Source organism: Shewanella sp. NIFS-20-20, assembly GCF_019209865.1.
In the GTDB taxonomy this organism is placed as follows: Bacteria; Pseudomonadota; Gammaproteobacteria; order Enterobacterales; family Shewanellaceae; genus Shewanella.
Genome location: NZ_JAHUTT010000012.1, coordinates 67,327 through 79,819 on the forward strand (window position 1 = coordinate 67,327; position 12,493 = coordinate 79,819).

11 protein-coding genes are annotated in these 12,493 nt (G+C 44.6%); 6 read left to right on the forward strand and 5 right to left on the reverse strand.

The window, feature by feature from the left end; all coding sequences use genetic code 11:
* Positions 1 to 80 precede the first annotated feature (80 nt).
* On the forward strand, positions 81 to 1,394 hold the full coding sequence (pssA, locus tag KU855_RS06160) for a CDP-diacylglycerol--serine O-phosphatidyltransferase (RefSeq protein ID WP_218529426.1): 1,314 nt from the start codon (positions 81 to 83) through the stop codon (positions 1,392 to 1,394).
* Between the two features lie 185 nt (positions 1,395 to 1,579).
* A complete protein-coding gene (locus tag KU855_RS06165) occupies positions 1,580 to 3,370 on the forward strand; it encodes a sodium:proton antiporter (protein WP_218529427.1) in 1,791 nt (596 codons plus the stop codon).
* A 26-nt stretch (positions 3,371 to 3,396) separates the two neighbouring features.
* Here KU855_RS06165 and fadE read toward each other — a convergent pair whose 3' ends face one another.
* Entirely contained in the window at positions 3,397 to 5,844 is a 2,448-nt protein-coding gene (fadE, locus tag KU855_RS06170; RefSeq protein WP_218529428.1) for an acyl-CoA dehydrogenase FadE, read from the reverse strand.
* 234 nt (positions 5,845 to 6,078) lie between these two features.
* Here fadE and KU855_RS06175 point away from each other — a divergent pair, with 234 nt between their 5' ends.
* Entirely contained in the window at positions 6,079 to 6,885 is an 807-nt protein-coding gene (locus KU855_RS06175; RefSeq protein WP_218529429.1) for a class II glutamine amidotransferase, read from the forward strand.
* Here KU855_RS06175 and KU855_RS06180 read toward each other — a convergent pair.
* Both KU855_RS06180 and KU855_RS06185 read right to left on the reverse strand, forming a co-directional pair.
* Positions 6,823 to 7,566 carry a DUF3108 domain-containing protein gene (locus KU855_RS06180; protein ID WP_218529430.1) on the reverse strand — a complete coding sequence of 248 codons (744 nt, stop codon included), beginning with the start codon at positions 7,564 to 7,566 and terminating at the stop codon, positions 6,823 to 6,825. The two genes, KU855_RS06175 and KU855_RS06180, sit on opposite strands and share 63 nt — an antisense overlap.
* A gap of 14 nt (positions 7,567 to 7,580) precedes the next feature.
* Positions 7,581 to 7,934 (reverse strand): MGMT family protein, encoded by a 354-nt coding sequence (locus KU855_RS06185; protein WP_218529431.1) that lies wholly within the window; start codon positions 7,932 to 7,934, stop codon positions 7,581 to 7,583.
* Positions 7,935 to 8,178: 244 nt separating this feature from the next.
* On the opposite strand from KU855_RS06185, the gene def reads away from it, so the two are divergent.
* Positions 8,179 to 8,670, forward strand: a complete 492-nt coding sequence (gene def / locus KU855_RS06190) for a peptide deformylase (RefSeq protein WP_218529432.1) — start codon at positions 8,179 to 8,181, stop codon at positions 8,668 to 8,670.
* 5 nt (positions 8,671 to 8,675) lie between these two features.
* Positions 8,676 to 9,167, forward strand: a complete 492-nt coding sequence (locus KU855_RS06195; RefSeq protein ID WP_218529433.1) for a tRNA-uridine aminocarboxypropyltransferase — start codon at positions 8,676 to 8,678, stop codon at positions 9,165 to 9,167.
* A 28-nt stretch (positions 9,168 to 9,195) separates the two neighbouring features.
* Here KU855_RS06195 and KU855_RS06200 read toward each other — a convergent pair whose 3' ends face one another.
* Together KU855_RS06200 and KU855_RS06205 are read right to left on the reverse strand one after the other, a co-directional pair.
* The gene (locus tag KU855_RS06200; protein ID WP_218529434.1) at positions 9,196 to 9,855 is read right to left on the reverse strand and encodes a hemolysin III family protein; all 660 of its coding nucleotides are present in this window, start codon (positions 9,853 to 9,855) and stop codon (positions 9,196 to 9,198) included.
* A gap of 295 nt (positions 9,856 to 10,150) precedes the next feature.
* Complete coding sequence (locus KU855_RS06205) at positions 10,151 to 12,085, reverse strand: radical SAM protein (RefSeq protein ID WP_218529435.1); 1,935 nt, start codon at positions 12,083 to 12,085, stop codon at positions 10,151 to 10,153.
* Between the two features lie 147 nt (positions 12,086 to 12,232).
* Here KU855_RS06205 and KU855_RS06210 point away from each other — a divergent pair, with 147 nt between their 5' ends.
* Positions 12,233 to 12,388, forward strand: coding sequence for a hypothetical protein (locus KU855_RS06210; protein WP_218529436.1), 156 nt, complete (start codon positions 12,233 to 12,235; stop codon positions 12,386 to 12,388).
* The last annotated feature ends 105 nt before the right edge of the window (positions 12,389 to 12,493 follow it).

The window sequence follows — 12,493 nt, forward strand, 5'->3', positions numbered from 1 at the left end:
TGGCAATTGCGTGAAAATTATCCGACATCGATTCAGTTGTCGCTACATTTGCCGTATATGTTTTGTTTAAGGAGGAAGCCTTGCTGAATAAGCTTGGTGGGATTAGGCTCGAGCCAGAATCTTTAACATGGTTACTAGAACCTGCGCGTTTTAAAGCGGAGTTATTGCAACGAATCGCATCCGCGTCGCATTCTATTTATCTAGCCGCGCTGTATCTTGAAGACGATGAAGCAGGCCGAGAAATCCTTTCGGCATTAATGGCTGCGAAACAACAAAATCCGGCCTTAGATATCAAGGTGTTTGTGGATTTTCATCGTGCGCGTCGCGGGCTAATTGGCCACAAAGGGGATAGCGGAAACTATTTACTGTATCGCAAAGTCAACCAAGAAGCCGCTCATCCAATTGAAATACTTGGCGTTCCGGTAAAAACCCGTGAATTTATGGGAGTGCTGCATCTTAAAGGTTTCGTGATTGATAATACCGTGCTTTATAGTGGTGCGAGTTTAAACAATATCTATTTGCAGCAGTTCGAACGTTACCGTTTTGACCGCTACTACATTATCGAGTCGTCAGAACTTGCCAGCAGCATGCGCCAGCTTATGGTGACACATTTAGCGGATGATCCAGCCGTCTCAAGCCTGAGTCAACAACCCGAAAATGAAGTATTGCCAGCGAAGGTTGAAATACGCAACTTTAAGAAGCGTTTGGCCGTGGCCAAGTATCACTTTCATAAGCACAAAGATGGCAATAGAGTGACGCCACTCATTGGTCTTGGTCGTAAGAACAACCAACTAAACCGGGCTATTTTAGCCATGGTTGATCAATGTCAAGAGTCTGCGTTTATTTGTACGCCATACTTTAACCCTCCATTGGCCTTAGTGCGCGCGCTCAATAAGCATTTACGCAAAGGCAAACGCTTAGATATTGTGGTGGGTGATAAAACGGCGAATGATTTCTATATTTCACCTGATAAACCGTTCAATACTATCGGTGGTGTTCCGTATTTATATGAACAATCATTACGTAAGTTTGTCCGCAAACAACAATGGGCGATTGATAAGGGTTTGCTCAATATCCATATCTGGAAGCATGACGATAATAGTTTCCATTTAAAGGGGGTCAGTGTCGATAATAAGCGTCATTTACTGACAGGTTCTAACCTTAACCCTAGAGCATGGGCGTTAGACTTAGAAAACGGTTTGTTATTAACCGATGAGTCAGGTGCTTGGGCTGAACAATTTGAGCAGGAGCAAGCGTTTATTTTAACCCACACTGAACGCTTATATCACTATAGCCAGATAGATACCGTGGCAGAATATCCGGCACCGGTTAAAACCCTCATGACTCGAATCAATCGTGTCAAAGCCGATTTTTTACTTAAGCGGATTCTCTGATCCCTCGATGCTCCTTCGTCCATGGCGAAGGGGCATAAAGCTCGCCTTTAATCACCCAACTTGTTATCACTCCTACCTGATGTTGTCTCAGTAAAACGCCTGCTTTGATTCAATATTTTTGTTGTACAACAACGAAAATAGCCTAATGTATAAACAGATAATGTCGAAAATAACAAGGCAAGGATATGGCGTTAACTGTTACTGGAAGCTTGGCATTAATTGGTGTTCTTTCACTGCTCTGTCAATACATAGGTTGGCGTTTGCGGATCCCAGCAATATTACCCTTGCTGTTGACTGGGTTATTATTTGGACCTGGCTTAGGCGTGATTGATCCCGATGCCATCTTTGGTGATTTACTGTTTCCATTAATTTCTTTAGGCGTCGCAATTATCTTATTTGAAGGTTCTTTAACCCTTAACTTTAAAGATATTAAAGAACATGGGCGTATGGTGAGTCGCCTCGTCAGTCTTGGGATGTTGGTGACTTGGGTATTGACCTCATTAGCATGCTACATCTTTATGGATTTTTCTTTGGGCTTGAGCTGCTTATTCGGTGCCTTAGTGGTAGTGACCGGGCCGACGGTGATTGTCCCCATGTTGAGGAGCATAAAACCTAAAGCTGAACTCAGCCATATTTTACGCTGGGAGGGGATCCTTATCGATCCTTTAGGTGCGCTATTAGCGGTGCTCGTTTACGAATACATAGTGTCAGCGGCGGATCCAGCCTCCCATGTGCTTATCGCTTTTAGCTCGACCATAGTGATGGGGCTTGGCCTAGGGTCTCTGGCTGGATTTGTCATCGGTTTGATGATCCGCGGTCGTTGGTTACCCCTGTATTTAAAAAACTCTGCAGTCTTGATCTTAATGTTGGCAGCTTATGTGCTGTCTAATCAATTACAAGATGAATCTGGATTACTGACTGTCACCGTCATGGGGGTGTGGCTTGCTAATATGCGCGGGGTTGAAATTGATGACATCATCGAGTTTAAAGAAACCCTAACAGTATTATTGATTTCGGCATTATTCATCTTACTCGCAGGTCGGCTAAATTCAGATGCTATGGTGTCACTCGGTTTTGGTGGTGTGGGGGTGCTTGCGGTCGTGATGCTCATCGCCAGACCAATAAGTGTATGGCTCAGTGCAGCTAACACCCGCTTAAGTCGAAATGATAAGTGGTTTCTGAGCTGGATGGCGCCGCGCGGGATTGTCGCGGCGGCGGTGTCGTCATTATTTGCGATCAAATTACAGCAAATTGATATGGCAGATGCCGACAAACTGGTACCGCTGGTGTTTATGATCATTATTGGTACCGTGGTTATTCAAAGTCTCACGGCTTCTTGGTGGGCAAAAAAATTAGGAGTCACCCAAGGGAAGCCGCAAGGTTTATTGATTTTTGGTGCAGGAGCCTTGAGTCGCGAGCTAGCTAAAGTATTGACCAATCGAGATTTCAAAGTCATTTTAGCGGACACTAACTGGGATAATATTCGATTAGCTCGGATGGACAATCTCAGTGTTTATTTTGGCAACCCGAGTTCAGAGCATGCGCAAAATTATTTGCAATTAGCGGGTATTGGCCGTTTGCTGATCATCTCACCTTATCGGCAATTAAATCCTGGTGTCAGTGTCTTTTATCGGGATTTATGGGGCGCCAAAGTGTTTGAGCTTGCGCTGCAAGATATTTCAACAGGTCGACATGCCCAGGCCCAAAAGCACAAAACCTTACTATTTGGGCAATCCATGAGTTATGCCAAATTGGCATCGCTGATGGCTCAAGGTTGGCAAGTCAAAGCGACCACCATCACCGAGACTTTTACCTTTGAGCAATTTTGTGAACAACATAACGCCAATGCGATTCCGCTGTGTTATGTACAAGAGGGTCAGTTGCAACTGGTGCTCGCTGACAACGAGGGCGAGTTAACTCATTTACATAATGCGGAATTAATCAGTTTAGTTCCAGCCAAAAAAATGCCGACTTAACGTCGGCATTTAACCTGCTTTGCATGTTACGCGGCTTGATGGGCGGCTTGCTTGCTAAGGTTATTCGCCGTTAACTCAAGCGGGTTGAAGTCATCGACATTGATAGACTTCATCCGGCCGATTTCGGCGCGCTCAAGCAGAGCGACTTCATGCTCATTAAGCACACCTAAGGCTTGACCTTCAGCGGCTATCTTATCCAGCCACATGAATGGCAATTTTGTGCCAATTGCTTGACATACTTTTTCATATAAAGGCTCTGCGGCGAGAATATCCAGCAGAGTTTGCTCTTGGATACCGACGGCATTGTTATCACAGTTTTGCCAAAATTGGCCAGCACCGAGGCGATCACGGGTGGCACTGGGCGTTTGCATTATCATGGCAACTTTATGATCTAAAGTATCACTCGGGCGTTTAAATGGGCGACCAAATGGCAGCAGTAATGGTCTTAACACCCATCCTAGACCAGAAGGGAAATTGTCGAGTAATTCATCCAAAGCGGTTTGAGCCTTAAATAATGCGTCCTCAACAGACCATTGCAGCAGTGGCAAATCTTGACGTTGACGACCTTCGTCTTGATAACGCTTTAACGCCGCACTGGCTAAGTACATTTGACTCAAGATGTCGCCTAAACGCGCTGAAATCCGCTCTTTACGCTTCAAATTGCCGCCAAGGGTTGCCATGGCTAAATCACTTAACAATGCCATATTCGCACTGAGGCGATTGAGATGTTGATAGTAGCGCTTAGTGTGATCCTTATACGGGCTCTCGCTAAAACGTGACGAGGTGAGTCCAAACCAGACACTTCGAACTAAGTTACTAATAGTAAAGCCAATATGCCCAAAGATTGCGGCATCAAAATCACTGAGGCCCTGCTGGGTATCAGGATTAAAGGCAGCATCCATTTCGGCGAGTACATAAGGGTGGCAGCGGATAGCACCTTGACCGTAGATAATCATTGAACGGGTTAAAATGTTGGCGCCTTCTACCGTAATGGCAATAGGAGCGGCTTGGTAGCCTCTGCCTAAATAGTTATTGGGACCAAGACAAACCCCTTTACCACCATGAATATCCATGGCATCAATGATTGAGCGTTGCATTCTGTCAGTTAAGTGATATTTGACAATGGCGGAGATGACCGATGGTTTTTCTCCCAAATCGATGCCAGTGGTGGTTAAGCTGGTGACCCCGTCCATCAGGTAAGCGTTACCGCCAATTCGGGCCATTGGTTCTTCAATGCCTTCGAGTTTGCCAATCGGCAGTTTAAATTGACGACGAATACGTGCGTAAGCACCAGTGGCTAATGCCATGGTCTTTACCCCACCGGTTGAATTCGAGGGTAAGGTAATGCCTCGACCAACAGATAAGCATTCAACCAGCATACGCCACCCTTGACCGGCCATGCTTGGGCCACCAATGATGTAATCCAATGGTACGAAGACATCGTTACCGCGTGTCGGGCCATTCATGAACATACAGTTTAATGGGAAGTGGCGACGGCCGGTTTCGACACCTGGAGTGTTCGTTGGGATCAAGGCACATGTAATACCAAGTTCTTCCACATCGCCGAGTAAATGCTCGGGATCTTTTAGTTTGACGGCTAAGCCTAATACCGTAGCAACAGGTGCTAAGGTGATGTAACGTTTGTTCCACGTTAAGCGCATGCCGAGCACTTCTTCACCTTGCCATTGCCCTTTACACACAATACCCACATCTGGGATAGCGCCAGCATCGCTGCCAGCCTCGGGACTGGTTAAGGCAAAACATGGGATTTCAACCCCTTTAGCCAGACGTGGTAAATAATGATCTTTTTGCTCTTGAGTTCCATAGTGTTGCAGTAACTCACCGGGGCCTAACGAATTCGGGACGCCGACAGTAGAAGCTAATTCACTACTGACGCCTGATAGCTTTTGTAACACGCGTGATTGGGCATAGGCTGAATATTCAAGACCACCGTATTGCTTCTTAATTATCATGGCGAAGAAGCCATGTTCTTTCAAAAACTGCCAAATTTCAGGGGGGAGATCGGCCAGTTGATGCGACACTTGATGATGGTTGAGCATGGCACAAACCTGTTCCACAGGCCCATCTAAAAATGCCTGTTCTTCGACCGAGAGGTGTGGCACTGGATAGTTATGGAGTTTCTTCCAATCAGGGTTGCCAGCAAATAAATCGGCCTCCCACCACGTTGTACCGGCATCGATAGCTTCTTTCTCGGTACGAGACATTTCAGGCATGATACCGCGGTACATTTTTAATAATGGCCGGCTGATGACGCTTTCTCTAAATGACGTTAGATTTAATGGCAGGGTGATCAGCAGAAATATAAGCCATGTGTACCAGCCTATAACGTCTAGGCTGGTACCCATGATCAATACTACCGCAGTCGCGAGCGTGGCAGACTTCAGAGAAACTCTGAGGTATGCTGCGCTGCCCAATACGGCAATAAGCGCTAGGATCCAAATGGGTGTCGTCATCAACAATCTCCTTTTTGACTAAATTTGCCAGCATAACTTGTGTGATAAAACGGTGGCCTTAATCACAAGTTTAGCTCGTGGTCTGACCTCTATCATGCCTAAAAGTTAAACTTTCATTATAAAATTTACAAGCTAATTTAAAACAATTGTTTAAATTGCGCTTTCACTTTGTTGTTTTCACCAGCTCAAGAGCTAGGTAAAATAGTATTAAGCATATGTTTAACAGGTGACTTTATGTGTGAGTTGTTGGCCATGAGTGCCAATGTCCCAACGGATATTGTATTCAGTTTTACCGGACTCGCCGAGCGGGGGGGCGTCACTGGCCCGCACGTAGACGGTTGGGGAATTACGTTTTATGAAGGTAAGGGCAGTCGCACCTTCAAAGATGCTTGTCCGAGTAGCCAGTCCGAGATTGCATCCTTGATAAAACGCTACCCGATTAAGGCTGAGGTGGTGATTAGTCATATCCGCCAAGCTAATCGCGGTGAAGTTTGTTTGGTGAATACCCATCCTTTTAGTCGTGAGCTTTGGGGGTTAAATTGGACTTATGCCCATAATGGCCAACTGACGGATTATGAGCAAACGCTTACATCTACTCGTTTTACAGCGGTTGGTAATACGGACAGTGAGCAAGCCTTTTGTTGGATATTAGATCGTTTAGTGGATAAATTTAGTTATCAGCTGCCAACAGATATGAGAAGGGTGTTTGAATACGTTGCCGAATTAGCGGAACAAATCCGTCAATTTGGGGTGTTTAACATGTTGCTCTCTGAGGGCGAACATTTAATGAGTTATTGCACCAACAATTTATGTTATATCACCCGTAAGGCCCCCTTTGGTCAGGCAAGGTTGGTCGATACTGATGTGATGGTAGACTTTAACAAAGAAACCACACCGAATGATGTGGTGTCTGTGATTGCGACTAGGCCATTAACCAATAATGAGCAGTGGACGATTTTATCCCCGGGACAGTGGTGCTTATTCCGGTTGGGCGACTGTTGCCATATTAGTGAAATGGTAATTAAGGAGCATGATATCTAGTTGTTTGCTGCCTTTTTCATAATGAGTGAGTCTGATGGGTAAGTAAGCCAAGTCCGGCGCCATCCAAAAAAAGGTCTGGCGCTTGCTACTGTCTCTTACCACTGCAATTTTGAAGGTGTCATAAGTGCCACTGGCGATTTTCATGCGCTCCTTACCCATGATTGTAAATTGATAGTCATCAATTTCATTTTCTTTCACCATGCGGTAGTCGAGTTCAGATTTATTCGCTTGTAAATCCATTCTAAATTGCAATTGCACCATCATGGGGTCAAAGACTTGCGGCTGAAAAGCAAATGTTGTTTTGTCATCTTTATAGCGCGTAACAATCTTGCCTAAGTCTTCAATAAATGCCGTTTGTTCCTGGTAATCAGGCCCAGTTCCACTACGATCTTGAAAATAGCGGATTGGCAACAGTTGCTGCGGGTTATTCGGGTCAACAATAAACTCGCTGACAATGGTACGAACATCACTTAATCCGAGTAATGAAATCGCACTATCAAATTGATATTGATACAAGTTCCCTTGGGGTTGATTGAGAGTATATCGAGCTTTACCGAGTTCGATATCACCATAATTAACCTGATATTCTGCTTGTTGCGGTGACAACACTGGATTGGGCGCCTCGGCATGACTGATACAAGGCAATAACAAGGACAAGCCGACAAGAAAATAAGCGTTCATCGATTAAACTTCCTCTAAAAAGGTAAGGAGAAAATAAGGGTGGCGGCGTCCGGTTGCCAAAGAAATTGCTTGAGATTGACTCTGCCAGTATTGATTACAACGGCCTCAGCACGTAAACGTTCAATTTGATTAAAATATTCAGTCGAGCCAACCGCGAGGGCAATCTTACCTTGGCTATTCACCACTCGGTGCCATGGGATGTTAGCATTGCCTGCTTGGCGTAACGCTTGAGAAACAAACCGAGCGCGCCGAGGTAGTCCTGCATAATCAGCGATCCGTCCATAGGTAGATACCTGTCCACAGGGGATTAATTCTACCACGCGACAAATACGTTCAGCTTTGCTGAGTTGCTTGGGATCAGAAAACACACCAGCCCCTTAAAAAGTCGAATTATTTATCAGAGTAAACTTCATAGTGAATATTAGCAACTAACAGCGATATTACAGCAGGTTAAGCTAAGAACCGCTATTTTTTATTCACAGCAGCCGTCGATATTGGGTGAAAACTAACAATCGATAGCCTCAATCTATGATTCTGTTTGGCCATTTGGCGTGTTTTCATAGATAATGCGGCGCAAATATAGCAAGCAGTCAGTCCAAGCGAGAAATTACCATGGCAGTGTTAGAAATTTTACGTGTACCGGATGAGCGTCTTAAACGAGCGGCGAAACCAGTCAAAGACGTCAACGCCATATCATCTTTTATTGACGATATGCTGGAGACTTTATACCAAACTGAAGATGGTATTGGTCTGGCATCGACTCAGGTCGGAAGTTTACATTCTGTCATCGTTATCGATTTATCTGAGGAACGTAATCAACCGTTAGTGTTGATCAACCCTGAGATTGTAGAACAAAGTGGTGAATACGAAGGGGAAGAAGGTTGCTTATCTGTCCCAGGCTATTATGCAAAAGTGAAGCGCTTTGAACGTGTTAAAGTAAAAGCACTGGATCGCCAAGGTCAACCATTAGAAATTGATACCGATGAATTTTTATCGATTGTGCTTCAGCATGAAATCGATCATTTACAGGGTAAAATTTTTATCGAGCATTTATCTAAACTCAAGCAACAAATGGCTTTACGAAAAGTCAAAAAGCTAAAGTAATTTAAGTGAATATTATACTCTTGACTCATGAGCGCGAGTTGAGTCGCTTATCCAATACCGGACAATGGGTACTAGCGACGTTGCCGCAAATGAGTCAGCGAGTCATTTGGTCACGCAAGCAGCCAGATCAGGCGCTGATTGCCGATCTAGACAGTGGCCGCGCTCGGTTGGTATTTCCTGCATCGGAAATGGCCCAAGGTCAACACAGCGATACTCTGCCAGTTTCACGCCAATCAGAGTGCGCTCTAAAATCTTTGGTAATTATCGACGCTACTTGGCAAGAGGCCCGTAAAATGTGGCGTCAAAGCCCGTACCTGAAGCGAGCACCATTGTTTCCACTGATGGTCGATGCACCATCAAGTTATTTACTCAGGCGCAACCAAATTCAAGGCGGGCTATCCACAGCAGAATGTGTGATCAACCTATTGCAACAATTAGCTTTGCACGATAGCGCCGCGGCATTGATAAGCACCTATGAGCAATACAATAGCCAATGACGCTAGCCTGTTTGCTGTGAACGTTTAGCTAGATAACAGTGAGATAAACGCAAAGAAAATGACTCAGCGCGCCCAACAATACGAATATATGCCAAATAGCATGATTAAAAGGAATACGTTTACAGGCGTAAAACACCACGCCTAAACTATAAAACATACCGCCAGCCAATAATAAACCAAAACCAAGTTCAGTCATACCAGCTGTCAATTCAGGCATAATGGTCACACATAACCAGCCCATCAATAAATACAAGCCTAAACTCAACTTTTCAAATCGATTGATAAATAGAGTTTTAAATATAATTCCGGCTATGGCTAAGCCCCAAATTGCCAACAAAATATCATCGGCTTTCGCGGTGTTGATACTAATCATCATCAATGGGGTATAAGTGCCAGCAATAAGTAGATAAATGGCACAATGATCGGCGAGTTTGAGCTTTTTCTTAAGGGGGGGACTCGACACACTGTGATACAAAGTTGAACAAAGAAACAACAGTATGATGCTTGCGCCATATGCCATCACCCCGATGAGTTGCGTTGGATCAAGGTGATCTATGCCCTTGGTTAGCATCATCAATGTGCCAATGATCCCCGCAACGACACCAATGCCATGGCTGATACTATTCGCTAATTCTTCAGTCGTTGAATAAGGAGCGATACTGGCAAGCGGCTCAATTTTGCTGGTCATTATTGACTGTCTCAGATGAAATTTCATTCAGTCTACCAGTCACGTTGAGCCTTAACAATCATTTTGGCGTACACGTGTACACTAAACTTGGGCGAGGTGCTGCGATAATTTTAGCGCGTGGCACAGCCAAATCAATTTCGGCAGCGTAATTACTTACAAGATTGGATTGTATAGCTATTTTATGCTGCGATGAGCGAAAAAATCACAATATAACAGTGAAAATATAAACAAGGTAGCTGCTCAGTATGATTAAAAACTACTTGGCCAGCGACCTTGTTTGACTACAGCTGTTGCACTAGTCGTTCATTATTGCGATATGGGTATTAATCGCATTGGTAATGAAATCTTTTTTTATCAGAGTGCGAGATACTTTCTGGCTAAACCAGAAACTCATCGGCTGTTCAAAGCCAATGCCATGCATATAGTTATATATTGCTTTGCGTAAACCTTCACCCAGCATGTCATGATCCGTTCCGGTTGGGTCGGTAAAACTGACATCATTTTGTGCAAATAAAATTTCGGGGCTGTCAGCAAGAGTGATGCCAAACTGTTCAGGGTTCATGCCGATAGGGCTGTGAACCGTCGCGACAAAACGATGCCAATAGGCCGATTGGAAACAGCCTAACTGCATCATTTGGCGAACCATTTCTAATGAGTCAATGGTTTCTTGCTCGGTTTGGGTAGGAAAGCCATACATTAAATAGGCATGGACCAAGATCCCTGCATCGCTAAAGGCTTTCGTGACTTGCGCTACTCGTTCGACACTGACGCCTTTTTTCATCAGTTTTAATAGTCTATCCGACGCCACTTCAAGGCCACCACTAACCGCAATACAGCCAGAATCGGCTAGCAATTGACAGCGGGCTTGGCTAAAGGTGCGTTCAAATCGGATATTTCCCCACCAACTGATCACAACCTGACGTTCAATTAAGCGTTTGGCAAAGGCAAATAATAATTTTGGCGGCAGAGCTTCATCGACAAAGTGAAAGCCTGTTTCCCCTGTTTCATCGATAAGCTGTTGTACTCTATCAACAAGTACGTCGGCACTAGCGGCATCGTATCTGTCTATATAGTCAAGGCTAACATCACAGAAACTGCATTTACGCCAATAGCAACCATGAGCTATGGTCAACTTATTCCAACGACCATCACTCCAAATTCGATGCATAGGGTTGAGCATTTCACATAATGATAGGTATTCACCCAAAGGTAATCCATCGTAAATCGGCGCGCCAACTTCTGATTGAGGAATATCATGCAGTTCAGGATTGTCATTGTAGTGAACAAAAACGTCTCCTTGCTCATTTTCTGCAAGAAAATAAGTTCGTACTAAATCTTCTATGCCTCGTTGGCCTTGTAAATATTCCAGTAAGGTGATGAAAGGGCGTTCACCATCATCAAGACAAATAAAGTCGACAAACTCAAATACCCGGGGATCTTTTAACGCTCTTAGCTCGGTATTGATAAAGCCCCCCCCGATGACAATCGGTAGTTCTGGATTAATGGCTTTACAGGTTTGGGCAATGCGCAATGCCCCCAGCATATTGCCAGGAAAAGGCACGGTTAAGGCCACGACGCTTGGCTGGCTTTCTTCGAGATATTGTTCAACCAATTGTTCTAGAATTTCCGAACTAAAGCTGGGTTCATCCATCAAGGTTTCATACAGATTATCAAAACTTGGGTTGGCCGCGGCTAATTGCTCGCCATAACGGCTGACTTCAAAATAGGGGTCAACGCCCTGAGTGATCACTGCAGATAAATCGTTAATATAGAGTGTCGCTAAATATTTGGCCTTATCTTGAACCCCTAGATTACCAAAGGCTGTCTGTAATACATCACCGGAAACCGCTTCCATCTGAGCAATGGCGTCAAAGGCTGGGCCTTCTGGTAAAAAGCGACGAGAGTTTATTCGTAGCGCTAAGCTCGGGTCCTTGCCTTGCAGAAACCGAATGGCGCTGTCTACCGTGAGCTGGTAACGATCAAATTCGGCTAAAAAATGATAAATGACCTCAGGCAGTTCATCGTCTTCAAAATGCTCAAAGTTAGCTTCTACGTGTTGGCGAATAATGTCTAACGCTGGCGCTGTCATCATTTCAAGGAACAGCTCAATCGCAGGATCTCGTTGCACCGCCTCAAAGCCACGGGAGCGTAAAAAACCCGTTAAATACGCGGTTGCCGGGTAGGGCGTATTTAATTGAGTCATCGGGGGTGTCATTAGAAGAACGGTCATAGCCTGCCTTTAATAGTAAAACCTAACGTACTGCCAAAAAGAGTGTTAATGCCAATTTTGTCACTACAAATTTGCCAAGGATTTTAGCAAAAGACGTAGATAAAAACCCGAAAATTAGTTGGCAGTTCCGGGTTTTGGCTTGGAAAAATGACTAAAAACAATGCGGCGATGAGATTCAGTGTCATCGTCAGTTCTAGCCGTGAAGTCTCTAAAATAGACGCAGAAAGCTTGCAACTGTTCAATATCATGGCGGGAGTTAACATGACGTGTCAAATAGGTACTGGTAAGCCCCTAGAACAGTAGACACTTCATAGAGTTATACTTAACCAAAAATATGAGGTGTTACATGCGCGGAAAACGATATCCAGATGAGTTCAAAATAGAAGCTGTTAAACAAGTCACTGAGCG

Excerpts from the sequence above, each read along its gene's own strand:
- KU855_RS06165 (WP_218529427.1), top strand. The coding sequence starts at position 1,580 with ATGGCGTTAACTGTTACTGGAAGCTTGGCATTAATTGGTGTTCTTTCA.
- fadE (WP_218529428.1), bottom strand. The coding sequence starts at position 5,844 with ATGACGACACCCATTTGGATCCTAGCGCTTATTGCCGTATTGGGCAGC.
- KU855_RS06175 (WP_218529429.1), top strand. The coding sequence starts at position 6,079 with ATGTGTGAGTTGTTGGCCATGAGTGCCAATGTCCCAACGGATATTGTA.
- KU855_RS06180 (WP_218529430.1), bottom strand. The coding sequence starts at position 7,566 with ATGAACGCTTATTTTCTTGTCGGCTTGTCCTTGTTATTGCCTTGTATC.
- def (WP_218529432.1), top strand. The coding sequence starts at position 8,179 with ATGGCAGTGTTAGAAATTTTACGTGTACCGGATGAGCGTCTTAAACGA.
- KU855_RS06200 (WP_218529434.1), bottom strand. The coding sequence starts at position 9,855 with ATGACCAGCAAAATTGAGCCGCTTGCCAGTATCGCTCCTTATTCAACG.
- KU855_RS06205 (WP_218529435.1), bottom strand. The coding sequence starts at position 12,085 with ATGACCGTTCTTCTAATGACACCCCCGATGACTCAATTAAATACGCCC.
- KU855_RS06210 (WP_218529436.1), top strand. The coding sequence starts at position 12,233 with ATGACTAAAAACAATGCGGCGATGAGATTCAGTGTCATCGTCAGTTCT.